This window comes from Pseudomonas poae RE*1-1-14 (genome assembly GCF_000336465.1).
In the GTDB taxonomy this organism is placed as follows: Bacteria; Pseudomonadota; Gammaproteobacteria; order Pseudomonadales; family Pseudomonadaceae; genus Aquipseudomonas; species Aquipseudomonas poae.
In genome coordinates this window covers 1,312,341-1,336,806 of record NC_020209.1, presented here as the reverse complement: position 1 = coordinate 1,336,806, position 24,466 = coordinate 1,312,341, and the positions used below count along the sequence as shown (strand labels likewise).

Sequence of the window (24,466 nt, the reverse complement as noted above, 5' to 3'; positions counted from 1 at the left end):
AGCGGGGTGCATCCTGCTGCTTAGTCCGCAGCGAATCCTGCGAGTGCCATCTTTGTTGCGCTGAGCGTAGCCGTTGTAAAACGGTAGAGAGCGGCGTTCGTCTCAGAGGGTCATCGCCGCGACCCAGCCAAAGGCCAGCAACGGGATGTTGTAGTGCAGAAAAGTCGGCACCACGGTGTCCCAGATATGGTGATGCTGGCCGTCGATGTTCAGGCCCGAGGTTGGGCCGAGGGTAGAATCGGAGGCCGGCGAACCGGCATCGCCCAGCGCCCCAGCCGTGCCGACGATGCACACGATAGCCAGCGGGCTGAAGCCCAGCTGCACGCACAGCGGCACGAAGATCGCCGCGAGAATCGGCACCGTGGAAAACGACGAACCGATGCCCATGGTCACCAGCAGGCCCACCAGCAGCATCAACAACGCTCCCACGCCACGGCTGTGGCCAATGAACGCCGCCGAAGCTTCCACCAGCGAGCGCACGTCACCGGTGGCCTTGAGAACTTCGGCAAAGCCCGACGAGGCGATCATGATGAAGCCGATCATTGCCATCATCTTCATGCCTTCGGTGAACAGATCATCGGTTTCGCGCCAGCGCACGATGCCCGATACCGAGAAAATCAGGAACCCGGCCAACGCGCCGATGATCATCGAGTCCAGCCACAACTGAATGATGAACGCCGAGGCAATCGCCAGCCCGGCCACCAGCAGGGTCAGCGGGTTGTACTGCACGGCCACCTGCTCGACGCGCTCGATTTTCTTGAGATCGTACACGCGCTTTTTGCGGTAGCTGACAAACACCGCCACCAGCAGGCCGACCACCATGCCCATTGCCGGCAGGCCCATGGCGTGGGTGACGTTGACCTGGCTTATGTCCACGCCGCTCTTGGCCACATTGGCAAGCAGGATCTGGTTGAGGAAAATATTGCCGAAGCCCACCGGCAGGAACATGTACGGCGTGATCAGGCCGAAGGTCATCACGCAGGCGATCAGGCGGCGGTCCAGTTGCAGCTTGGTCAGCACGTACAGCAACGGAGGAACCAACAACGGAATGAACGCGATATGGATCGGCAGGATGTTCTGCGAGGCAATCGCCACCCCCCACAGCAGGCCGATCAGCAACCATTTGACGTGGCTGCCACCGGTGGCGTCCTGGCGGTCGACCAGCATCAGCGCCTTGTCCGCCAGCGCATGGGCCAGGCCGGATTTGGCAATCGCCACCGCGAAAGCGCCGAGCAAAGCGTAGGACAAGGCCACGGTCGCACCGCCACCCAAACCGCCGTTGAACGCCTGAAGCGTGGCCTCGATGCCCAGGCCACCGGTCAAGCCACCCACCAGGGCGCCAATGATGATGGCGATGACCACATGCACGCGGGACAGGCTGAGCACCAGCATTGTGCCGACCGCGGCGATGACTGCGTTAATCATGGTTACCTCAGGCAGAAACATAAAAAGACAGGCATGCCCGCGCGCGCAGCCAATGAATAGGGCGGCCGGCGAACAGGCGTCAAGGAGGTCTTGTTAGAGGCCGCGCACTTTGCAGCAGGCGGAGCCGCATGTCAAAAAACGGCGCCGTTTTCAGGTTTTGATTGATCGATTGAATAAAGAAGCGCTCACCGCAGCCGACACAGTAGTTCTCTGTGCCTTTCGGTTAAGGATGCTTTTTGATGTCCCTTAGACAGTTGTCCATTCAATGGAAAATCACCCTGCTCGCCGGCTTGTGCCTGCTGGGCATCGTCACCCTGCTCGTGGGCCTGTCGCTGTATCGCATGGAACACAGTTCGGCACAGGTCAAGGCTGCCAGCATGCAAATGCTCGACGAGGCGGCCCAGGCTCGCATCGAGGCTCAGGGTGAAGGGCAGGCACTGAGCATTCGTCGGCAGTTCATGGACGCCTATCAGTACGGCCACGGTTTCGCGCGTCAGGTGTTGTTCTTGCGCGAGCAGGCCGAAAAACGTTTTCTCGACGCCTTTGATACCCGCGAAGACCTGACCCGCCAGGTCAAGGCCGCATTGCAGGCCAACCCCGATCTGCTCGGCCTGTCCCTGGTGTTCGAGAGCAATGCACTGGATGGCAAGGATGAGCTCTTCGCCAACCAGGCCGAACTGGGCAGCAATGAAAAGGGACGTTTCGCGCTGTACTGGTCGCAACCGACGCCGGGCAAGATCACCTCGATGGCGCTACCTGAAAGCGACATGGCCGACGTTTCCGTCGGTCCCAGCGGGGAGAACGCCAACGCCTGGTTCACATGCCCACGCGCCACCCTTAAACCTTGCGTGATCGAGCCGTATTTTTATGTGATCGACGGGCAGAATGTGCTGATGACCAGCATCGTGTTCCCGCTGCTGGTCGATGGCAAGGTCGTCGCTTCACTGTCGGTGGACATCAACCTCAACAGCCTGCAGGCGGTGAGCCAGCAGGCCAGCCAGAAGCTGTATGACGGCCAGACCCAGGTCAGCATCCTCAGCGCCACCGGTTTGCTCGCCGGCTACAGCGCGGATGCGAGCAAACTCAGCCAGCGTCTGGACCAGGTCGACCGTACCAGCGGCGCGCAACTGATCAGCGCACTCGCCGGTAGCACCCGGGTGCAGAGCCTGCGCGCCGACCATCAACTGAAAGTGCTCGCGCCGTTCACCCCCATTCCAGACGGCAAACCCTGGGGCGTGTTGCTGGATGTGCCGGAAAAAATCCTGATGGGCCCGGCCGAAGCGCTGAAGGCACAGTTGGATGCCGACAACGCCCGCGGCACCTGGCTGGAGCTGAGCCTGGGCCTGCTGGCCGCCATACTCGGCTTGATGCTGGTGTGGCTGATGGCTCGCAGCGTGACGCGGCCGATCCTCGGCGTGGCACGCATGCTGGAGGATATCGCCAGCGGCGAAGGCGACCTGACCCGCCGCCTCGCCTACGCCAAACACGATGAGCTGGGGCAACTGGCCGGCTGGTTCAATCGTTTCCTCGACAAGCTGCAACCGATTATTGCCGAGGTCAAACGCTCGGTGCAGGACGCTCGCGGCACCGCTGATCAATCCGCCGCGATTGCCACCCAGACCAGCGCCGGTATGGAGCAGCAGTATCGCCAGGTCGACCAGGTGGCCACCGCCTCCCATGAGATGAGCGCCACCGCGCAGGACGTGGCCAGCAGCGCCGCCCAGGCTGCGCAAGCTGCACGCGATGCCGACCAGGCGACCCGCGATGGCTTGACGGTGATCGACCGCACCACGCGCAATATCGGTGAGCTTGCCGCCGGCATGAGCGCCACGATGACTCAGGTCGAAGGCTTGGCCGTCAATAGCGAAAAAATCGGTTCAGTGCTGGAAGTGATTCGCGCCATTGCCGAGCAGACCAACCTGCTGGCGCTGAACGCAGCCATCGAGGCCGCCCGCGCCGGTGAGGCCGGTCGCGGCTTTGCAGTGGTGGCCGATGAAGTGCGCAACCTGGCGCGACGCACTCAGGAGTCGGTGGAGGAAACCCGCCAGGTGATCGAACAGTTGCAAGACGGCACTGAAACCGTGGTGGGCGCCATGGGCAGCAGCTATCGCCAGGCCCAAGGCAGCGTCGAACAGGTCGGCCAGGCAGTGACCGCGTTGCGTCAGATTGGCGAGGCGGTCACGGTGATCAGCGACATGAACCTGCAGATCGCCAGCGCCGCAGAAGAACAAAGCGCGGTGGCCGAGGAGATCAACAGCAACGTGGCAACGATCCGGGATGTGACCGAATCCTTGTCGGAGCAGGCCAATGAGTCGGCCCGAGTGAGCCAGGCGTTGAACAGCCTGGCTAATCAGCAGCAGGGGTTGATGGATCAATTCAGGGTGTAAGCCTCAGGAAGTGGCGGCTGCACCAGCAGCCTCCGCGGCAAGCCCGCTTGCCCCAATGCCGTTCAGTTAAGCGCAGATTCCCTGTGGCGAGCAGGCTTGTCCTGCGTTGGGCTGCGCAGCAGCCCCAAATCCAGGCGCTGAGCCGTATCAGGTACACCGCGTTTTGCTGGATTGGGGGCGCTTCGCACCCCAACGCGGGGCAAGCCCGCTCGCCACAACAAGCCCGCTCGCCACAGGGATGAGGTCGCCTGAAATAACGCGTACGCAGTCAATACTTCGGGGTGAAAGCTTGTTCCCTCACCCACATATTGGTTTTCGACCGCTCAGGCATGGCGTTTGGGCAGCTCGATCAATACCTTCAGGCCACCCAATTCGGATTCCTGCAACTGCAGCATCCCGCCCCACACCTCGGCGATGTCACGCACGATGCCCAACCCCAGGCCGTGGCCGTCAATCTGTTCGTCCAGGCGAGTGCCACGGCTCAGCACTTGCTGGCGCTGGTCCTCGGGAATGCCTGGACCGTCATCTTCCACTGCCAGCAGGTACGTCTTTTCAGTCTCGCTGATCGTCAGCCGTACGTCGGCATCCGCCCACTTGCAGGCGTTGTCCAGCAGGTTGCCGAGCAGCTCCAGCAAATCTTCGCGGTCCCACGGCAGTTGCAGGCCGGGGGCGACGTGATAACTCAGGTCCAGGTGTTCGCCGTGGATCATGTTCAAGGTGGCGAGCAGGCCCGGCAGCTCTTGTTCACAGTCAAACAACGCCCCCGGCAGGGTCTCGCCGGCCAACCGAGCGCGGTTGAGTTCACGGTTGAGGCGTTGTTGCACCTGTTCGAGCTGGTCGCGCAGCAGCCTGCTTAACTGCGGGTGCTCCTTGAGCGCCTCGCTCGACGCCGCACTCAGCATCACGGCCAACGGTGTTTTCAACGCGTGGCCAAGGTTGCCCAGGGCATTGCGTGAGCGCTTGAGGCTGTCTTCAGTGTGGGCCAGCAGGTGGTTGATCTGCGCCACCAGCGGCTCCAGCTCCAGCGGCACATGGGTGTCCAGTTGCGAGCGCTGGCCCTGTTGCAACTGGGCGATCTGGTTGCGTGCGGTTTCCAGCGGCCGCAAGGCGCGACGCACCGTGACTCGCTGCAGCACCAGCACCAGCAACAAGGCTGCCAGCCCCATTACAAGACCAATCTGACGCATCAGGCGAAAGCTTTCGCGTACCGGCGTGTAATCCTGGGCCACGCTGATGGAAATCGACTGGCCAAAACGTTTGTAATCCGAACGCAACACCAGCAGTTGCTGACCTTCCGGACCCAGTTGCAAGTTGCCCTTGAGACCGGCTTCGGGCAGCCTGGGCAGTTCCTGATCCCACAGTGACCGGGAGCGCCAGTGGGTGTCGGCAAAATCGATACGGAAATAATGCCCCGAAAACGGCCGCTGGTAGGCCGGCGACAAGCGCTGTTCATCGAGTTGCACACCGCCCGGCCCGCGTACCAGCGCCACTAGCAGGTTCTCGCTGTCGTTGCGCAGACCGGCTTCCAGGTAGCGCTGCAATCCGGCCTCGAACAACCACAGGCTGGTTTGCGCCAGCACCACGCCGACGATCACCATCACGCTGATCAACCCCAGGCTCAGGCGCCGCTGGATCGACCTCATGCAGGGCTGGCGCCAAACCGGTAACCCTGGCCGCGCCGGGTTTCGATCACGCTGCGTCCCAGTTTGCGTCGCAGATGATTGACATGCACTTCCAGCACGTTGGAGTCGCGCTCCGTCTCACCGTCGTACAGATGCTCGGCCAGATGGCTTTTCGACAGGATCTGCTCCGGGTGCAGCATGAAATAGCGCAGCAGACGAAATTCCGCAGCGGTCAGCTGGATTTCCTCGCCGTCGCGCAGCACGCACTGGCGTCCTTCATCCAGGTGCAGACCGGCCGCTTGCAGGGTCGGCTGGTTCGCGTGCCCATGGGAGCGGCGCAACAGCGCCTGGATGCGCAGGTGCAGTTCTTCGGGGTGAAAGGGTTTGCTCAGGTAATCGTCGGCGCCGGCCTTGAGCCCTTCGATACGTTCGGCCCAGGAGTCGCGGGCGGTGAGAATCAGCACTGGGGTGGCCAGCGTCGCTGCGCGCCATTGCGCCAATACGTCGAGCCCGGGCAGGCCCGGCAGGCCAAGGTCGAGGATGATCAGGTCGTAAGGTTCGCTGCGGCCTTGATACACGGCGTCGCGCCCATCGGCTAGCCAATCGACCGCGTAACCCTGACGCTGCAGGCCGGCGAGCAGCTCATCGGCCAGCGGTACGTTGTCTTCCACCAATAGCAGGCGCATCAGTCTTCCTTATCCTTGATCAGCACACCGGTGGTGGCGTCGAGTTTGATTTCGCGCACCACGCCTTCTGTCGTCACCAGTTCGACTTCATATGCGTACTCGCCGTGCTTTTTCTCAAGCTCCGCTTCAAGCAGCCTGGACCCGGGATGCCGCGCCATGGCCTGCTGCAGCAGTTGCTCCAGCGGCAGGATCACTCCCTGCTGGCGCAGCGCCAAGGCTTCGTCCTGGTTGAGGTCGCGGGCGGCCAGGCTTGAGCAGAAGGCCAGGAGCACCAGCACTGCCAGACTCGCGACGCGTCGATATACCGTCATTACGTATCCTGATGATTCTTGAGAACATGCCCGGAGAGCGCGTCCAGTTCAACGTCCCACTCGACGCCATGGGCATCCTCGAGCTCGACCTCATAGATGTACCTGCCGTAGTGCTCGTCCAGGTCGGTGTCCAGCAGGGTCGAACCCGGATGCAAAGCCAGCGCCGTGGCCTCGAGCTGATCGAAGGCGACAATGGTAACAGCGCCGGGCACATTCGGTGGTTTGTCGGGGTTCACTGCCCACGCCTGCACCGCAAACGCAGCGATGATACCGGCGGCGACCAGCGCTGTGAGGCGCTTCATGATGAGTCTCCGTTTCAGGATGTTTTTCCTACATCTGCGAAGGTACGCGCCGCAACTTAACTCAAACTGAATTGCCACCATGGCAATTTTCAATAAGAAAATTCCTGTTGATACTCTGTTTATTCCTCATACACGCGTTATCGTTGACGTTTTTCTCGAGCGAACCCGCTCCTTCAGTTTGAGACGTGTATGGCCGCTATTCATGTCAAGTTTTGCGCCCTGACCCTCAAGGCCGGCAAACGTGCGTTCACCCGTATTCGTGAGCAAGGCCTCGCGCCTGCCGAGGTCGGCATTCTGCCGGGCGCGGCTGGCGGCCCCAAGGCCCTGGGCATCCAGGGCCTGGACCTGGCGCTGTTCGGCGACTGGCTGCGCCGTGCACCCCGTGAGCGCGCACTGATCGGCGCGTCCATCGGTTCCTGGCGGTTTGCCAGTGCCTGCTTGCCCGACCCGGTGCAAGGCCTGCTCGACCTCGGCCGCCTGTATAACGAACAACGCTTTGCCAAAGGCGTGACCATGGCCGAGGTCACCCGCAGTTGCCAGCGCATGCTCGACGACCTGCTGGCCGGCCGCGATGCCCAGGTGCTGGACAACCCCGACTATCGGCTGAACATCATGGTGGTCAAGAGCCACGGCCTGCTCGTCGATGACCACCGGGGACGGCTGGGTCTGGGCCTGTCGTCGGTGATTGCCGACAACCTGCGCGCTCGCGCACGGCTGTCGCGGCATTTCGAGCGGCTGATCATTCACGACCCGCGCCAGGCGCCGCCGGTGCATGCCTTGAAGGATTTCCCGTCGCGCTTCATTGAGCTGGATGTGGGCAACCTGCGCCAGGCCCTGCTCGCCTCTGGCTCGATTCCCATGGTAATGCAAGGTGTGCGCGACCTGCCCGGCGCCGGTGCAGGCACCTACCGTGACGGCGGCCTGCTGGATTACCACCTCGACCTGCCCTACCACGGCGATGACATCGTGCTGTACCCGCACTTCACCGACCGAGTCATTCCCGGCTGGTTCGACAAGGGCCTGCCATGGCGCCGCAGCAGTCAACAAGGTTTGCAGGATGTGTTGCTGCTGGCCCCCTCAAAGGACTATCTCGCTCGCCTGCCCCACGGCAAGCTACCGGACCGCAGCGACTTCAAGCGCTTCCTGGGGGATGACGCGAGCCGCCACAAATACTGGCAAACCGCGATGAGCGAGAGCCGGCGGCTGGGGGATGAGTTTCTGGAATTGGCGGATAACGGCAGGTTGGGCGAGCGGCTGTTGGCTCTCTAATGCGCTACTGCACGAGGGACGGTGTGCGCAGTGCGGGGTCAAGCTGTTAAACTCGCCGCCTGCCAGATACCTGACCGAGCTGAAAATACCGTGGAAATCTTCAAAGAGTTTACGTTCGAATCCGCCCACCGCCTGCCCCATGTCCCCGAAGGCCACAAATGCGGGCGCCTGCATGGGCATTCGTTCAAGGTGGCGATCCATCTGAGCGGCGACCTGGATCCCCATACCGGCTGGATTCGTGACTTCTCGGAGATCAAGGCGATTTTCAAGCCGCTCTACGAACGCCTCGACCACAACTACCTCAACGATATTCCCGGTCTGGAAAACCCCACCAGCGAAGTGCTGGCCAAGTGGATCTGGACCGAACTCAAACCCCTGCTGCCGGAACTCAGCGCGATCCGCATCCATGAGACCTGCACCAGCGGTTGCATCTATCGCGGCGAGTGAGCGGTTGATGAAAGCAAAGCCACCTGCGGGTGGCTTTTTTGTGCACGACCACATGCGACTCATTTTTCGACGGAGCCCGCAACAATGATACGCACCGCTACCGCCCACGATGTCGCTGCCATTGAGCTGATTGTCCAGGCCGCCTACGCGCCTTACATAGAGCGCATCGGTCGTAAACCCGGCCCGATGCTGGAGGACTATCACCAACGGGTTGCCTGCGGCGGAGTGCATGTGCTGGACAATGCCGGGCGGGTTCAGGGTTTTATCATCCTCGTCGCGGCCAGTAATGCGCTCTTGCTGGATAACCTCGCCGTCGACCCGAACGCCCAGGGCCTCGGATTCGGGCGGCAGTTGATGGACTTTGCCGAGCAGCAGGCTGTTGACTCGAGCTATTCGAACATCATCCTCTACACCAATGAAGCCATGACCGAGAATATCGCGCTCTACACTCGCAGAGGCTATGTAAAAACCCATCATTGCGTCGAGAACGGTCTGCGCAGGGTGTATATGAGCAAACAACTCTGACTCGCCGAGCGATCCAATTTGTCTCACCGCTGCACCGCTTTCGCGCTGGGTGAGTACAGGCTCTCTCAGATGGCTAAAAGTGCGGTGCAGTGATCATTGACCGCCTGCAGGTTTGGCACGCGCGGTGCAACAACCCCGGCGTCAACCATCAGGGAGCAAGGCACATGACGCAGCACGAACCGGGCAACGATTACCCTCTCAGCGAAGTCCCTCTGCATGCGCGCAAGGGCCTGGCGTCCACCGCAATGGTGCTGCTGGGGTTCACCTTTTTTACGGCGACCATGTTTGCCGGCGGCAAGCTGGGTGTGGCGTTCAGCTTCGTCGATATGCTCGGTGTCGTGGCGCTGGGTAACCTGCTGTTGGGCATCTACGCCGCAGGCCTGGGTTACATCGCGTTCAAGAGCGGCTTGAACTCGGTGCTGATGGGCCGCTTCTGCTTCGGCGAGATGGGCAGCAAGCTCAGCGACCTGATCCTTGGTTTTACCCAGATCGGCTGGTATGCCTGGGGTACCGCCACGGCAGCCGTGGTACTGGGCAAATATTTCGCATTGAGCCAGGGCAGCGTGCTGGGTCTGATGGTGCTGTTTGGACTGATGTTCTGCGCGACGGCATACGTGGGGTATCGCGGCCTTGAGATCCTGTCGTATATCGCGGTGCCGGCGATGGGCATTCTGTTGTGCCTGTCGATGTGGGTGGCAACAGAAAAAGTCGGCGGGCTCGATGGCCTGCTGGCGGTGGTGCCGACGGGTGAGTTGAACCTGTCCACGGCGATCACCCTGGTGTTTGGTACCTTTGTCAGCGGGGCGACCCAGGCCACCAACTGGACGCGATTTTCCCGCTCGGCCAGAGTCGCGGTGCTGGCCAGCCTGATCGGATTTTTTGTCGGCAATGGCTTGATGGTATTGATCGGCGCTTACGGCGCCATCGTCTATCAACAACCTGACGTGGTGGAAGTGTTGCTGCTGCAAGGCTTTGCCATGGCAGCGATGGCCATGTTGCTGCTCAACATCTGGAGCACTCAGGACAACACCATTTACAACTTCGCCGTGGCCGGTTGCAACCTGTTACGCACTCGCCGCCGCAAGACCGTGACCCTGACGGGCGCAGTGATCGGCACCCTGCTGGCCTTGCTGGGCATGTATGACATGCTGGTCCCGTACCTGATTCTGCTGGGCACCGTGATCCCCCCAATAGGCGGCGTGATCATGGCGGATTTCTTCTACCGCTATCGTGGACGTTACCCGCGCCTGGCCGTTGCACGCCTGCCCGCCTTCAACTGGCCGGGATTGACGGCCTATGTCGTCGGCACAGTGCTTGCGTTCAGCTCGCCATGGGTGGCGCCACTGGTGGGGATAGTCGCCGCTTCCCTGACCTACATGCTGCTCACTGCCGTACTGCGCGTGCGCGAACCATTGGCTGACGCACAGGCATGAGCCCTACCCTCGCCGATGGTAATCTGTCGACCGCCTGATTGTTTTTAGCCAAGAGGAACTTGCCCATGCACATCATCAATGCCCGCCTGCGAAACCGTGAAGGCCTGCATGATCTGCACCTGGAAAATGGCCGGATTGCCAGCATCACTGCACAGACCGCCGTGCCTGCGTTGATGGCTGACGACCTGGACGCCGCCGGTCATCTGGTGATACCGCCCTTTGTCGAACCGCATATCCATCTCGATGCCACCCTCACGGCCGGCGAGCCACGCTGGAACATGAGCGGCACGCTGTTCGAAGGCATCGAGTGCTGGGGCGAACGCAAGGCCACCATTACCGAGGAAGACACCCGCACCCGCGCCCACAAGACCATCCAGGCCCTGGCCGCCCACGGCATCCAGCATGTGCGCACTCATGTCGATGTCACCGATCCGGATCTCACCGCGCTCAAGGCCATGTTGCAGGTGCGCGAGGAAAGCGCGCATTTGATCGACCTGCAAATCGTCGCCTTTCCCCAGGAAGGCATCGAGTCCTACCGCAACGGCCGCGAGCTGATGGAAGAAGCCATTCGCCTGGGGGCCGATGTGATCGGCGGCATACCGCACTTCGAGTACACCCGTGACCAAGGCGTAAGCTCGGTGAAATTTCTCATGGACCTGGCCGAGCGCACTGGCTGCCTGGTGGACGTGCATTGCGACGAAACCGACGACCCCCACTCGCGCTTTCTCGAAGTGCTCGCCGAAGAAGCGCGCAGCCGCGACATGGGTGCCCGTGTCACCGCCAGCCACACCACGGCCATGGGCTCCTACGACAATGCCTACTGCGCCAAGCTGTTCCGCCTGCTGGGGCATTCAGGTATCAGCTTCGTATCCTGCCCCACCGAGAGCATCCACCTGCAAGGGCGCTTCGACAGTTTCCCGAAACGCCGTGGCGTCACGCGCGTCAACGAACTGCTGGAGGCCGGCATGAACGTGTGCTTCGGCCAGGACTCCATCGTCGATCCGTGGTACCCGCTGGGCAACGGCAACATCCTGCGCGTACTGGAAGCGGGTCTGCATATCTGCCATATGCTCGGCTACCGCAACCTGCAAAGTGCCCTCGACCTGGTCACCGACAACAGTGCCAAAGCCATGGCCCTGGGTGACCGGTACGGCCTCGCGCCTGGGCGACCGGCCAACCTGCTGATTCTTTCGGCAGACAGCGACTATGAGGTGATTCGCAGCCAGGGCCTGCCGCTGTACTCGATCCGCAATGGCAAGGTGCTTATGAAGCGCCAACCCGCGCAGGTGGAGTTTTTTGCACGCTGAGGGCTAGACGATTGAATCGATATCCAGCGTGTGCGCCCTCCCTCGATCGTCGAGAGTGGGCGGCGGAATGCTGGCAACCTGGGACAATTCGCGGTTCTCGCGATGGCTGAACCAACGTTTGAGGCTGGCTTGCAGGTGCGGCGCGTCGGCATGGCTGCCATAGACGTCGCGCGCATCCAGGCGGCGCCAGCGCAAGCTCTGGAGGCGCTCGCGGCTGGTGCGCAACCGGTCGATCTCGGCACTCAAGGCCTGGCTGTGCGAGTGCGCGTGACTGCGCTGGTTGGTTGGCCGACGCCGATCAAGTTCGCGATTCTTGTCACGCAGTTGCTGGCCCATACGCTCAAGTGCTCGGTCGATCCATTCGAACTCTCTTGGCGTAACCAACGTACCCTGGCTTTCCAGGGTCTGCTGCCAGCGACGCAAGGTGGCCCAGGCAGCCGGTATGTAGCTGGCAGTCATGAAGTGCTGGCTGGCTTGGAATAGCTGTTTCAACAAGTTGTCACGAGCGGGCATGTCGCCTTGCAGCTGCAGGGCGCGATTGCAGGCTGCCTCCTGAATGGACTCACAACCGGGCTTCCACAACACCGAAGACTGCGTGCCATCCGGCAGCTTGATCGGCATGAAATGCCGTTGCTCACCATGATGCTGATAGGGGTTGCCGCCCACGCGCACCAGCCCGGCAGCGAACAACAAACCGCCGGGGCCGGGGGCACTGAACAATGCGACGGCACCAGGAATCCACAGCTTGGCGGTGGTGTTCATCCATGTCGCCGGGACGCTGGGCACGGGGTCGTTGTGGTTGACGATGCGGTGGTGCACCAGGCTGGACGCACCGGCGACGAATTCGGAGTCGGCGGCACGGGGGGCGCCGTAGGTGTAGAGGAGTGGGTTGTAATCGCGGTCGGCATTGCGGCGCAAGGCTTCGGCCAGTAACAGGGCAATTGCGCCACCAAGACTGTGGCCACAGATGACAATGCGCTGGTCTTTGTGAAATCGGAATAGATAGTCCAGTACATGGTTATGCATGGCTTGAAATGCTTGATGAAACCCTTGGTGAGCTTTTCCAACCCCTTCGACAAATGGCACTTGATGAGCATCTGCATCGCGCAAAGCATCCGCGCCGCTGGCCGTGCCACGCACTGCGACAAGCACTACTTCATCGTGATGACAGATAAAAGCTTGGGTGTCAGTGCCGAACTCAGCATCGTTGAAAAAGTGAAGCCGCTGCGGATTTTCACCAGCGGAGTGATTCCGCTCATACAGCTTCGGATCAAAAGGCAAGATCTCAAAACGTCTGGAGTACGCCACGTTTTCATACATTGGATAAAACCGCTGCACTTGCACCGAGTCGAACTTCCAGGCTTCTCGGTAGCAGGACAGATGCTCTACAAACACATTTCCAATACTGGGGGTGAGCGGGAAGCTGACCGTTTCTTCTGAACCGGATGGAGGGTCCTGACCAAACTCGCAATAGCTTAATGTCGCCATTAGCGCTAACTGGTAAAGGTTCAGCGCGCAAAATTGATCAGCCGTAGAAATGACAGGCCGTAGCGCTCGCAGAGGGCGAACCTCCAACACTGTAAGTTTCTTTGGAAACAGCACCAACCCGTCAAGGAACAATTCTGGCGGGCCAAAACCCAGCTGTTCCATCATTTTGAGCGCATGCCGCATCGGACGATTGGCACTCCCCGATATTGGCGGCAGGTGAGCACTGTGCCGTACCAAGTCACTGACTTCGACCTGATAGAAATGATCCGCTTTTTTTCGCGCGGGGCTAGGTTCGACAAGGAGATTTTCTTGATCAGGAAACAGTGCCTGCTCTGCTCGCACTTGAAGCTCGGTGATAGGCAGTGCGTAATCGGCTCGCGTCATAAGCCGTTGATAGGGCATTGCATTACCTGAATAAGAGTCCTCCAGCATCAAGACTACAGGGCCACAGAAAAAACCCTCAACTCTGGCAAAGCCTTCTCCATTCAAACGACCTTGATGTTGCCTACCGGCACTGTCGTTGATGGTATAGGCCAACCCACCGTAACTTTTCCCATTCCCCGCCGTATCAACCAGGCAGAAAGTCAACCAGTCTCCGCTCAATGCACAAGCGGGCATCTGATCATTGAAGAATTGCTGCTTCCATGCATCCTGTCCCATGAGTGTTCTCCTTGATCAATAACAAGTCGGATAAACGCTGCAAAATCGTCCATCAGGCATTTTGAACGTCTTGAAGTCAGTAACATTGCCGCGACAAAAGCCGAACACGTCATCTTGGTTTTTCCCCATACACCGCTTCCAACCGCCCGGGACGCTGATCCAGCTATCACCTTCAGCGGGTGATTCCTCCTCGCTGAGTGCCAATTTCATCCTCAACGTCCGGCCGGCTAATGTGTCGCGCGTTACATATCCACCTGGCCGCTTAGTTGTGATTTCGCCGCCTCCATCCAATGATCTGCAACGCAGCCCCTTGATCAAGGCATGCGCAGAGCCGACCGTTCGAAATACCCACTGGCATTGCCCAGGAAGCTCCTGCACTCCCGACTCAGGCATCTGAGATGTCCAGGGCTCATCGTTATCGCGGAAATAAATGATTGCGTAATCCCGTCCAATATCCGACCAACGCATTCCCCAACTGGCATTGAGTGCGAAAACAAGCTCGCGCACTACCAGGGCACAACCATCCACGCTCTCCGTCAGCGGCACATCGAAACTCACTCTATTTGGCACCGACTTGCTGGCGGCCTTGAATACTTTCAACTCAGGCCGCTTACCCGTTCTTTTGGGCAGCTTGCAGGTTTCACCCGGTGCAGGTGTATAAATAGCGTCCCCTAGAGCAGAAAATCCGGCCGGCAAATCCACCTCCAACGTAAACCGCTCCGCCGCCCTCCCCGCACACCCATAGAGCCCTGTCATCACACAGACAAATAACGTCACCCCCAACCACTTACTCATCCCTGCGCCCCGCCCTGTGCCACTGCCCCGCTAGCCGTTCAAAATGCTCTTGCGGCGCCTCGCCTGTCATCGGTTGCCAATGAACAACGCTGCCTCGGGTCGCTTCCTCAAGCCTGCGCACCACCAGAAACTCCAACTGTTCCGTGCCCCGCCATTGCCAGGCACGTGCCTGTTCCAGTACTTGCGTCAGCCAGATTCTGGGGTCCTGGAATTCAAACAGCGCAACGAGGTTTTCGCTGTGTTCGGCCAACAGATAGCGCAGGATGTTGGCGTGCAGGATCGCCTCAGCCTGTGGGTTTGGGACGGCCAGCCACGGGGCCGGGTCAGGCACCGGATATTCTCCAGGGGCGGGGTTCTCAGCTTGGCGCCAAGTGCCCTCATGCCAGTAGCACACGCTGATCAGAGGACCGAGAAAGGGCGGCCAGTGCGTTTTCGGCAGACAAGCCAGGGCACGGGCGAAGGTGCGATTGTCATGGAAGCGGTAAAGCGCCTGACTCCCCGCCGGTCCCATGAGCAAACGCTCGCGCCAATGTCGCGTCACGCTGGTCAGGTCTTCATCGGGCAGGCTGCCCAGCCAGCCCCAATGAGCCTCGGGACGTTGCAGCAGGTCGACCAGAGCGGGCTCGTTCAAATGCTCCAACAGCAGGATCACGGGACCTGCGTTCGCCAGTTCCGCCGCAGCGGTATCGCTGTAAAGGCAGCGATAGTTCAGCGGTTCACGCACGGCCAGCAGTGGCCGACGCGCACAGTTGTTTCCTTCGAGCATCAGGCACAGACGCCGCCCCGCCTGTTGTTGGCGGGCCATCCATTCACTGGGCAGGTTTTCCATCAGGCGGCCCTCATGTCGCACAGGCCTTCGCTGCAGCGCTCGCACAGTGGGCAGAAATCCGCGTCCAGTTTTCGAGCAAGGCGCATGATCTGATCCTGTGCCGGGGAGATGCTCGGAGCAGTTGTCGGCGCAGCACTGATCGAGCGTGTGACGGACGGCGCCCCGCCCGCAGTGATGGGCCGGCTGCTGAAAATACCCCCAGCCTGGATCACCAGGTGCTCTCCCCCCGCCTTCAGGCTCAGTTGCGCACCCGCATCGATCACCAGGCTGGCTCCGGCCTTGAGGTGCAGTTGCTGCCCGGCCTCGACCACCAGGGTCTGGCCAACATGGGTCAGGCTGTCGCCATGTACCTTGAGGTGGTCGTGCGCCTCCAGCACCACCTTGCGATCACCAACGACATGGCGATGGTCCTCGTCTTCCAGGCGCACCGTGTTTACTCCGCGAATGACTTCATGCCGCTCTCCGGCCACCTCAAGCCGACTGTCGTGACCGACCTGTTGCTCCAGATCACGTTGAGCGCGCAGGAAGATCAGTTCTTCGCCGCGCCGGTCTTCGAGGTGCAACTCGTTGGCGCCGTCACCGCCGGGTGAACTGCAACTGCGCAATACGCTGCGCGTTTTGTGTTGTGGCAACGGATAGGTGGGCAGGTGCGACGCATTGGGCAGGCATCCATTGACAAGTGGCCGGTCTGGATCGCCCTCGAGGAACGTCACCAGCACTTCCATTCCCACCCGTGGAATCATCATTGCGCCGAAGCCATTACCTGCCCATCCCGATGCCACCCTCACCCAGCAACTGCTCTTGTCGTCGCTCTTTTCCAGGCGATCCCAATGAAAGCGGACTTTTACCCGACCATAGGCATCGCAATGCACATCCTCCCCGGCAGGCCCGGTCACCGTTGCGGTCTGACTGCCGTTGATGGTTGGCTTGGGGTGTTTGAGGGCCGGTCGGTGTACGGCGCGCCAGGGTGTCGCGGTGAAGCGGTTGCGATAGCCACGGAACTTGCCTGCTTCGAATACCGCCTCCTCCAGCACCTGCGGTTGGTAACCTTCATGGTGCACGGACGTGAGCAACCACAGATCGTTGCAATCCGGGTCGGAGTGATCCTGCAACGGGAGGAAGTGACCACTGCGCAGCGCAGGCTGATCGCTTTTGCCAAGTGCGCGATGCCGATCGCTTTGATGGCGCTCCAGGCCACGTCGCGCCAGTTGCAAACCCCGTACACGGCTGGTGAAACCTGCGGGGTAGTGATAATCCTGATGGGGTTGTGCACCCGCGTCCCCGGCGGTGTTCTGCAGGCACAACGAAGGGTGCTCGAAGTCATGATCACGGCGTACGGTTTGCCGGCTGCGTGTCGCCAGCCGCCGGTCGAAACGCTGGACCACTCGAGCGCCCTGAGGCAGCGGGTCGGCTGACGCGCTGTAACGCTGTGCGGGCAGGTGCTGGAACACCGTCTGGTCATCACCGAACACCAATAGGTGATTGTCCGCAGTGTGGCGAAAGTGGAAGTGGATGCCCTCTTCTTCGCACAGCCTCTGGATAAAATGCAGGTCTGTTTCCGCGTATTGCACGCAGAACGTGCGCGGCGGATACACCACCGGCCCAAGTTCGAACGCGTAGGCGTCGGCGAGGATGCCGTGGTGTTCGAGCACCGCTGCAATGATCTGCGGCACGCTGCGCTGCTGGAAAATGCGCTGGTCGCAGCGATGGGCCAGGCACGCCAGGCGCGGTGCCAGGGTGAGGCGGTAGCGCGTGAGACGCGTACCCCGGTCATCGCGCCCGATGCTGTAGACCTGCCCATGCAGCCCTTCATCGACTTCGCCCAGGAAAAGGAAGACGGGTTGGTGAAGCAAGGCCTCCAGGTCAATCGAGGGATTTTCGCTGACTAACTGCACCTCAATGAAGTACGGCTGATCAATGGCCTCACTGCCCTTGAACGCCGCTACTTGAAAGTCTGTATCCAGACTTGAAAAGATTAATTTAAACCGTGAAGAAACAAACGCATCAGCCATCGTAGGTAACCGCCAGTCAACTTCCTGATAGAAAATACTTCCCCTCACCACTGCTCGCTGGGTGGCGAAAAAAAGTGCCTGAACGCCCTGAAGCTTAGCGATTTCAGGAAAAATTCGGCCTTTCAGAAATAAAAAAGAAGTTTCGTACGGCGAGGATGGAAGTGTCTTTTACAAAACAATTAATAAGCTCAGAAGAGCTGACTGGCTCCAACAAGAAATTTCGTACGGTAGTTCGTAGGCACATAACTAAAAAGTTGTAGGCACTGTTCACAAAACTATTGGCTGATTACAAAAAGTCGACCCCATGGTTGGCAGACTGGAAGAGGTAACTCCCTGCAAGAAATCCGGGGTTCAACCTTTCTCGCAGGGACCGCACACCTTCCAGGCTCCCTCCCACAGGCTCGATGGCTTGTCTGTGGTCAGTGATGCGCCGAGCGTTCCCGCATGTGTAAAAATAATATTCACGACCGGCGCTTTTTGCCTTGAACGGTGACGCAACCGCGCTCGCTCGGCACGGCCTGATGTGCAAGGATGTCGCGCAGGACATCGTTAGCTGAACGCCAAACCAAGGACTCTGCATGACTGCCATCCCCACCCCAGCCTCCGTGATTCCCGGACGGCTGGAGCAAATGTCGACACGCATCGCCTTTTTTATCGCCGGTTTTGGCATCGCGGCCTGGGCCCCCCTGGTGCCCTATGCCAAGGCGCGGGCGAACCTCAATGAAGGCACGCTGGGACTGCTGCTGTTGTGCCTGGGGGTCGGGTCGATCCTCGCCATGCCGGTGGCGGGCTTGCTGGCATCGCGCTATGGCTGCCGACGCGTACTGACTGCCGGCACTGTCATGATCTGTCTGGCGCTGCCCCTGCTCGCTACGGTCAGTTCGATTCCGCTGCTGATGGCTGGGTTATTTCTCTTCGGCGCGGGTCTGGGCACAGTGGATTCAACGGTCAACCTGCAGGCGGTGATCGTCGAACGCGCCAGTGGCAAAACCATGATGTCGGGTTTTCATGGGTTGTTCAGCCTGGGCGGTATTGTCGGCGCGGCGGGTGTCGCGGGCCTGCTGGGGCTCGGTTGCTCGCCACTGCAGGCGATGCTGGTAGTGATTGTGATCATGGTCGTGGCACTGCTCAAGGCCGGACCGCACCTGTTGCCTTACGGCAGTGAGAGCTCGGGCCCCGCGTTTGCGATTCCCCATGGCGTGGTGCTGTTTATCGGCTGTCTGTGTTTTATCGTGTTCCTGGCCGAAGGCGCGGTGCTGGACTGGAGCGCGGTGTTCCTCAGCGACGAGCGCGGCCTGGATGAAGCCTATGCGGGCCTGGGCTACGCGGCCTTTGCCCTGACCATGACTGCCGGGCGCCTGACCGGTGACGCCATTGTGCGCCGCATGGGCGCAACTCGTGTGATCGTGGTCGGCGGCGCGCTGGCGGCGGCCGGCATATTCCTCGCGACACTCTCCCCTGCCTGGGAAATGGCATTGCTCGGTTATGCACTGGTGGGCGCCGGTTGTTCAAACATTGTCCCGGTGCTCTATACCGCGGTTGGCAAGCAGACCGTGATGCCGGAACACATTGCCGTGCCGGCCATCACTACCCTGGGCTATGCAGGGATTCTGGCAGGCCCCGCCCTGATCGGCTTCATAGCCCACGGCAGCAGCCTGGCGACCGCCTTCATGCTGATCGGTGTCCTGCTGGCAGCGGTGGCGGTCAGCGGAAAAATACTGCGCGCATGATCAGGCGCGACGGGACAAAAGGTTCCTGATGCTGGCGAGCAGTGAACCCGCGGAGCCGGACCCAGGCTCTTGCGCCTGTGTTTTCGACCCTTTATCAAAGTCCTCGGCCGTAGGCGCCTTGAAGCTGAATTTAGGCGTGGAGGTAAGGTTGAGACCCTGCGGCAGCGGCGTGTCATGCTTCTGGCCCTCGCATGCAGCAGAAGGCAGGGGCGTTAAGGTGTACTGGGCTTGACGAGATTCGAAAGATGGCGAGTTCATGATCCAGACCTGTTCCAGTAAATGAAAACACCCACGGGCAAACAACGGCCGATGGATGTCTTGTTCGTGGTAAACCGTCGAAAAATGGTTCCCGCATGATCCGATCGCTTGCCAGACAAGAGTCTTCATCAGCGCGCCTTTCGCGCTACGTCCTGCTCAAGCCAAAGATCAAGACACAAGTTGCCAAGATAGCCCGGCGGACAAAACCTGCCCAACAGCTGCATGGAGTTGGCAAGGCGCAGTGAAGAAAGCAAGCCCGGTCTGTTAATGAGATTGATGGCTGTGTATACACAGTGCTCGCTGTATTCAGGCATCAGCATGCCGGTAGACGGTTCCGCCACCGGCTTGCCATTGTTATCGAGCTTATAAGGATCCCGCATGACGTCTCTGAGCTTTGCGATTTCCACGTACTGAAGCTCCCAAAACAGAAACTTGAGATCCTTGGTCGGGTCCCGCAAACCTGCGAACTCTTCTTTAAAGCTCAGCACCACCTCGTGATTACCTTTGCCATGAAACGTGTCCAGGCTGAATAACGACGGAGAACTGCTGCCCTGCATTACCGAAGCGGCAGCTCTAAGGCTGTCGCGGGTAATGTAACCATCGGGCATCGAGATCGCATCCACCAGTCGCGGGCGTTTAAGGATTTCACCGACTATCTGGATCAAGCGGTTACGTTTCTCGCAATCACCCTGGGGTTGAGCAGCAAACTGGCGTAATGCTGACAGGGGTAAGCGGCCCATCTTCAAAAGGGCCATAACAGATGAAAGTGTTCTTCCAGCGACGCTGCCAACTTGCTATCGGTGGTCGTCGCGTCAACCTTGAGCAAGCTTGCTCGTCCAGAGGCAGGATTCTGCAATGCTCGGTGATGCAACCCTGGCGGCGATCCACGCAACCGGGAGGGCTGGCGAGGGATCTGGGCTGCGGTCGCGAGCTGGTTTTCGCGCCAGGCTTCAGGGGGAGACAACGGCTTTGGCGCGACTGACCGCGTAGCCGTGGTGTCCAGCGCGGGAGGTCGTGCGTAAGGTAATACACCCTCGATACTCATGAGCTTTCTCCAACTCTTTCAAATAGAGGCCTGCCTGGAGAGCGTCAACTTGATGACCCCGGTCATCAAGCAAACTCAGGTCAGGCAAACACCTGATATGTGGCCGGATGAGGGTGCCAGTTCCGAGCGTTCGGGAAATACCAATGACAGCATGTAAAAACCCGTGCGCCATGGCGGGCAGCCAACCCATTACCCAGGCGCCACGCAGGGTGGGTGGCGCCCGGGCAGTTGTCAGCGAGACAAGTGGTAGAGCGCTGACAGGCTGATAATGTCGCCGTTGGACCCGAGTTGAAAGTCATCAATATTTTCCAGCAACCAAGTACGCTTGAGGATTTCACGGGCCATCTGAATCAAGTCATCCTGATCACCTTTGCCCATCAGAGGTGCGGCCGCCCACCTGGCCAGATCGCTGATCCGCAGGTCCTGCGCACCGGGCGTTTTGAGTTGGTTGAAGTGCTGGAATATCGATCCGACCAGCTCCTTATCGCTCCTGTACTTGAAGAGGGTGTCGCCCCGACTGACAGCGGCCAGGTTTTGCCAACTGATCAGGCCATCCTGCGCGCCCGTTGCTCCATGCTGATCGAGACCTCTCATGAGCGCCGGGCGCTTGAGCATCTCTCTGGCCAGGAGGATGTTCTGGTTCATGACCGGATCGCTGGTCCACGCTTTTTTCGCCATCGTTCGAATACTATCGAGGCTGACATAATTGGGCCTCTTGGGGTCTCTGAAGGCGTCGAAATTATTGAGCAGCATCTGCGCCAACTGTTCGTTGCTCTTCGTCGACAAGCCCGTCAGCATCGGTGGCCGGGCGAACCCTAACAGGCTCATCAAGTTATTGACCATTGCCAGCAACCCCCACATCGAGGGCGCAGGGCGCTGCGGCTCGGCGTGCTGATGCTGATGGGGCGCTGTGGTTTGCGGTTGCCCGAAAACCGGTCCAGCGTGATCTTGATGAAAATGAAAGCTCACATTGGCCGTTTTTTGCCCGTTGACGGGGGACGCAGCAGGCGAAGAGCGTTGGGCGGCTTCATCAGGCCGGGTATTCGCGTGCGAGTGGCCATGGAAGGATGAAGTGGATACGGATGGATCAGTCGTCGATACCGACATGGGGTTCTCCAGTGAACGGGGCGGTCTGCAGTCGAGAGAGGCGACCTGCGGTCGAAACGCATCAACTGACCACCTGTGTGGCGCATCCGTCGTGATCAGTTCCTGGCAGGCAATCAGGCATGGCCCTGAACTTCCGGCGCTGCCCGTCAGTCAGCACAAGGGACGTTCAACAATCAACGGGTGGGCCATGCAGATCACATTGCAGCAACAAGTAGCGCTGGTCACCGGTGCCAGCTCCGGCATCGGCGCAGGTGCCGCCAAGGCCCTGGCCGACGCCGGCGCGGCGGTAGTGCTCAATTACAATTCCCAGGCGGCGCCGGCCGAAGCCCTGGCCGCGCAGATCAATGCGAGCGGCGGCCGCGCCATTGCCATCGGCGGCGACGTGTCCAAAGAGGCTGACGTGGAGCGTCTGTTTGCCCAGACCCTCGATGCGTTCGGCCACCTGGATATTCTGGTCGCCAACTCCGGCCTGCAAAAAGACGCCAATCTGGTCGACATGACACTCGACGACTGGAACACCGTAATCGGCGTCAACCTCACCGGGCAGTTCCTCTGCGCTCGTGCAGCGGTGCGCATTTTCAACCGCCAGGGACTGCGCGAAGGTGTTTCCCGCGCAGCCGGCAAGATCATCCACATGAGTTCGGTGCACCAGTTGATTCCCTGGGCCGGCCATGTGAACTACGCAGCCTCCAAAGGCGGTGTGGACATGCTGATGCGCACGTTGGCCCAGGAGGTCAGCGAACAACGCATTCGCATCAATGGCATCGCGCCGGGGGCGATTCGCACCGCGATTAATCGCGCAGCCACCGAAGGCGCGGCGGAAAAAGAGCTGCTCAAGCTGATTCCCTACGGCCGGGTCGGCGATGTGGAAGACGTGGCCAATGCGGTGGTGTGGCTGGCCAGTGATGCATCCGATTACGTGGTGGGCAGCACGTTGTTCATCGACGGCGGCATGAGCCTTTATCCGGAGTTCCGTGGCAATGGTTGATTTCAAAAACGAACCCCAGAGCGCGATCGATGCTCACGGCATCATCGGCGACATGCGCAGCGCTGCGTTAGTGAACGACAAGGGCAGCATCGATTTTTTCTGCTGGCCGGAATTCGACAGTCCGTCGATCTTCTGCGCGCTGCTCGACACCCCCGACGCCGGTACTTTCCAGCTCACCCCCGACCTACCCAACGCCCGTCGCGAGCAGATCTACCTGCCCGACACCAATGTGCTGCAAACCCGTTGGTTGAGTGACGAGGCCGTGGTGGAGATCACCGATTTGCTCACGGTCAGTGAAAACGTCGATGACCTGCCGCTGTTGATTCGTCGCGTGCGTGTGGTCAGCGGCAAGGCGACCATTCATCTGCGCTGCGCCGTGCGCCATGATTATGCGCGGGCCACCACCCGCGCCGAGATTGCCAATGCAGGCGTGGTGTTCAGCGCCGCCGACCAGCCCGGCCTGCGCCTGATCGGCAGCCATCCGCTGACCCTCGAAGACGATGCCGCCGTCGCCAGCTTCAGCCTGGCCCAGGACGAAGGCGCCGAATTCGTGCTCGGCGGTGAGGATGATCCGCGCGTCACCAACGCCTGCACTGACCTCTACCTGGAACGCACGTTGAAGTTCTGGCGCGGCTGGATCAGCCAATCCAACTACCGAGGCCGCTGGCGCGAGATGGTCAATCGCTCGGCCCTGGCGCTGAAACTGCTGACCTCGCGCAAACACGGCGCAATCATCGCCGCCGCCACCTTCGGCCTGCCGGAAACCCCTGGCGGCGAGCGCAACTGGGATTATCGTTACACCTGGATCCGCGACGCGTCGTTCACCGTCTACGCGTTCATGCGCCTGGGTTTCGTCGAAGAAGCCAACAGCTACATGCGCTGGCTAAAAGGACGGGTGAGCGACTGCTGCGGCCAGTCGATCAAGATCAATATTCTCTACGGCATCGACGGTCGCCAGGAGTTGCCGGAAGCCACCTTGGACCACTTGAGCGGCCACGGCGGCGCCACGCCGGTGCGAGTGGGCAACGAAGCGTTCGATCAGATCCAGTTGGACATCTACGGCGAGCTGATGGACGCGGTTTACCTGGTGAACAAATACGGTGAAGCCATTTCCCATGAGGGTTGGAAACACACGGTGGACGTGGCGAATCAGGTCTGCGAAATCTGGGACACCAAAGATGTGGGCATCTGGGAAATGCGCGGCGAACAGCATCACTTCCTGCACTCGCGGCTGATGTGCTGGGTGGCCCTGGACCGCGCGATTCGCCTGGCCTCAAAACGTTCGCTGCCGGCCCCGTTCGCCCGCTGGGACCAGACGCGCCAGGCGATCTACGCCGACATTTGGGAAAATTTCTGGAACGAGGAACGCGGCCATTTCGTGCAGCACATTGGTAGTACCGCCCTCGACGGCTCAATGCTGCTGATGCCGCTGGTTCGCTTCGTCGCCGCCACCGACCCGCGCTGGCTGTCGACCCTGGCCGCGATCCAGAAAAGCCTGGTGCGCGACGGCATGGTCTACCGCTACCGCAACGACGACAGCCAGATCGACGGCCTGCAAGGCACCGAAGGCGCCTTCGCGGCCTGCTCGTTCTGGTACGTCGAATGCCTGGCCCGCGCCGGCCAGTTGGAAAAGGCCCACCTGGAATTCGAACAGCTGCTGCGCTACGCCAACCCGCTGGGCTTGTACGCCGAGGAATTCGACACCCAGGCACGGCACTTGGGCAACACGCCCCAGGCGCTGAGCCATCTGGCGTTGATCAGCGCGGCGTCGTTTCTGGACAGGAAGTTGAGTGGGGAGAAGACGGTGTGGCAACCGTGAAGACAAGGTGTAACCTTTGAC

The 24,466-nt window shown here is 60.4% G+C and carries 21 protein-coding genes and 1 pseudogene; 10 read left to right on the top strand and 12 right to left on the bottom strand.

Translation table 11 applies throughout. The features are described 5' to 3' along the window. Positions 1–102 precede the first annotated feature (102 nt). On the bottom strand, positions 103–1,422 hold the full coding sequence (locus tag H045_RS06165; RefSeq protein WP_162276125.1) for a Na+/H+ antiporter family protein: 1,320 nt from the start codon (positions 1,420–1,422) through the stop codon (positions 103–105). Positions 1,423–1,664: 242 nt separating this feature from the next. Here H045_RS06165 and H045_RS25735 point away from each other — a divergent pair. Together H045_RS25735 and H045_RS25730 are read left to right on the top strand one after the other, a co-directional pair. Further along, positions 1,665–2,906 (top strand): annotated as a pseudogene (locus H045_RS25735) (cache domain-containing protein); the annotation flags it as partial. A gap of 150 nt (positions 2,907–3,056) precedes the next feature. Next, a complete protein-coding gene (locus tag H045_RS25730) occupies positions 3,057–3,812 on the top strand; it encodes a methyl-accepting chemotaxis protein (RefSeq protein ID WP_370671330.1) in 756 nt (251 codons plus the stop codon). 323 nt (positions 3,813–4,135) lie between these two features. Here the strand turns inward: H045_RS25730 and H045_RS06155 are convergent, their stop codons facing one another. Genes H045_RS06155 through H045_RS06140 form a run of 4 tightly spaced genes read right to left on the bottom strand, consistent with a single transcriptional unit; the run spans position 4,136 to position 6,733 of the window. After that, on the bottom strand, positions 4,136–5,455 hold the full coding sequence (locus H045_RS06155) for a sensor histidine kinase (protein ID WP_015371747.1): 1,320 nt from the start codon (positions 5,453–5,455) through the stop codon (positions 4,136–4,138). After that, positions 5,452–6,120: a response regulator transcription factor gene (locus H045_RS06150; protein ID WP_015371746.1), complete on the bottom strand. Its 669-nt coding sequence runs from the start codon at positions 6,118–6,120 to the stop codon at positions 5,452–5,454. The genes H045_RS06155 and H045_RS06150 overlap by 4 nt, the downstream gene beginning before the upstream one ends. Continuing rightward, positions 6,120–6,431 carry a PepSY domain-containing protein gene (locus tag H045_RS06145; RefSeq protein WP_003237980.1) on the bottom strand — a complete coding sequence of 104 codons (312 nt, stop codon included), beginning with the start codon at positions 6,429–6,431 and terminating at the stop codon, positions 6,120–6,122. Before H045_RS06145 ends, H045_RS06150 begins: the two co-directional genes overlap by 1 nt. Further along, positions 6,431–6,733 (bottom strand): PepSY domain-containing protein, encoded by a 303-nt coding sequence (locus H045_RS06140; RefSeq protein WP_032871482.1) that lies wholly within the window; start codon positions 6,731–6,733, stop codon positions 6,431–6,433. Before H045_RS06140 ends, H045_RS06145 begins: the two co-directional genes overlap by 1 nt. Positions 6,734–6,922: 189 nt before the next feature. Between H045_RS06140 and H045_RS06135 the strand changes: the two genes are divergently transcribed. From H045_RS06135 to codA, 5 genes are all read left to right on the top strand, one after another. Then, positions 6,923–8,002: a patatin-like phospholipase domain-containing protein gene (locus H045_RS06135; RefSeq protein WP_015371745.1), complete on the top strand. Its 1,080-nt coding sequence runs from the start codon at positions 6,923–6,925 to the stop codon at positions 8,000–8,002. Positions 8,003–8,092: 90 nt separating this feature from the next. After that, on the top strand, positions 8,093–8,449 hold the full coding sequence (gene queD / locus H045_RS06130; RefSeq protein ID WP_003237990.1) for a 6-carboxytetrahydropterin synthase QueD: 357 nt from the start codon (positions 8,093–8,095) through the stop codon (positions 8,447–8,449). An 84-nt stretch (positions 8,450–8,533) separates the two neighbouring features. After that, positions 8,534–8,974, top strand: a complete 441-nt coding sequence (locus tag H045_RS06125; protein ID WP_003237992.1) for a GNAT family N-acetyltransferase — start codon at positions 8,534–8,536, stop codon at positions 8,972–8,974. 164 nt (positions 8,975–9,138) lie between these two features. Continuing rightward, positions 9,139–10,407 carry a cytosine permease gene (gene codB / locus H045_RS06120; protein WP_015371744.1) on the top strand — a complete coding sequence of 423 codons (1,269 nt, stop codon included), beginning with the start codon at positions 9,139–9,141 and terminating at the stop codon, positions 10,405–10,407. 65 nt (positions 10,408–10,472) lie between these two features. After that, on the top strand, positions 10,473–11,714 hold the full coding sequence (codA, locus tag H045_RS06115; RefSeq protein ID WP_015371743.1) for a cytosine deaminase: 1,242 nt from the start codon (positions 10,473–10,475) through the stop codon (positions 11,712–11,714). 3 nt (positions 11,715–11,717) lie between these two features. On the opposite strand, the gene H045_RS06110 is transcribed toward codA, so the two are convergent. The 4 genes from H045_RS06110 to tssI are packed head-to-tail and all read right to left on the bottom strand — an operon-like array spanning position 11,718 to position 17,498. Next, on the bottom strand, positions 11,718–13,862 hold the full coding sequence (locus tag H045_RS06110; RefSeq protein WP_041931448.1) for a lipase family protein: 2,145 nt from the start codon (positions 13,860–13,862) through the stop codon (positions 11,718–11,720). Between the two features lie 15 nt (positions 13,863–13,877). Then, positions 13,878–14,657: a hypothetical protein gene (locus H045_RS06105; RefSeq protein WP_015371740.1), complete on the bottom strand. Its 780-nt coding sequence runs from the start codon at positions 14,655–14,657 to the stop codon at positions 13,878–13,880. After that, on the bottom strand, positions 14,650–15,486 hold the full coding sequence (locus H045_RS06100) for a DUF4123 domain-containing protein (RefSeq protein WP_015371739.1): 837 nt from the start codon (positions 15,484–15,486) through the stop codon (positions 14,650–14,652). Before H045_RS06100 ends, H045_RS06105 begins: the two co-directional genes overlap by 8 nt. Next, entirely contained in the window at positions 15,486–17,498 is a 2,013-nt protein-coding gene (tssI, locus tag H045_RS06095) for a type VI secretion system tip protein TssI/VgrG (RefSeq protein ID WP_015371738.1), read from the bottom strand. The genes H045_RS06100 and tssI overlap by 1 nt, the downstream gene beginning before the upstream one ends. Before the next feature lie 578 nt (positions 17,499–18,076). Between tssI and H045_RS06090 the strand changes: the two genes are divergently transcribed. Continuing rightward, positions 18,077–19,228 carry an MFS transporter gene (locus tag H045_RS06090; RefSeq protein ID WP_041931447.1) on the top strand — a complete coding sequence of 384 codons (1,152 nt, stop codon included), beginning with the start codon at positions 18,077–18,079 and terminating at the stop codon, positions 19,226–19,228. On the opposite strand, the gene H045_RS06085 is transcribed toward H045_RS06090, so the two are convergent. From H045_RS06085 to H045_RS06075, 3 genes are all read right to left on the bottom strand, one after another. Then, entirely contained in the window at positions 19,229–19,615 is a 387-nt protein-coding gene (locus H045_RS06085) for a hypothetical protein (RefSeq protein WP_015371737.1), read from the bottom strand. Beyond that, positions 19,615–20,241, bottom strand: a complete 627-nt coding sequence (locus tag H045_RS06080) for a hypothetical protein (RefSeq protein WP_015371736.1) — start codon at positions 20,239–20,241, stop codon at positions 19,615–19,617. Before H045_RS06080 ends, H045_RS06085 begins: the two co-directional genes overlap by 1 nt. 521 nt (positions 20,242–20,762) lie before the next feature. Next, positions 20,763–21,638, bottom strand: a complete 876-nt coding sequence (locus H045_RS06075; RefSeq protein ID WP_176717669.1) for a type III secretion effector protein — start codon at positions 21,636–21,638, stop codon at positions 20,763–20,765. A 187-nt stretch (positions 21,639–21,825) separates the two neighbouring features. On the opposite strand from H045_RS06075, the gene H045_RS06070 reads away from it, so the two are divergent. Continuing rightward, the gene (locus H045_RS06070) at positions 21,826–22,626 is read left to right on the top strand and encodes a glucose 1-dehydrogenase (protein ID WP_003238549.1); all 801 of its coding nucleotides are present in this window, start codon (positions 21,826–21,828) and stop codon (positions 22,624–22,626) included. After that, positions 22,619–24,445: a glycoside hydrolase family 15 protein gene (locus H045_RS06065; RefSeq protein ID WP_015371735.1), complete on the top strand. Its 1,827-nt coding sequence runs from the start codon at positions 22,619–22,621 to the stop codon at positions 24,443–24,445. The genes H045_RS06070 and H045_RS06065 overlap by 8 nt, the downstream gene beginning before the upstream one ends. Positions 24,446–24,466 lie beyond the last annotated feature (21 nt).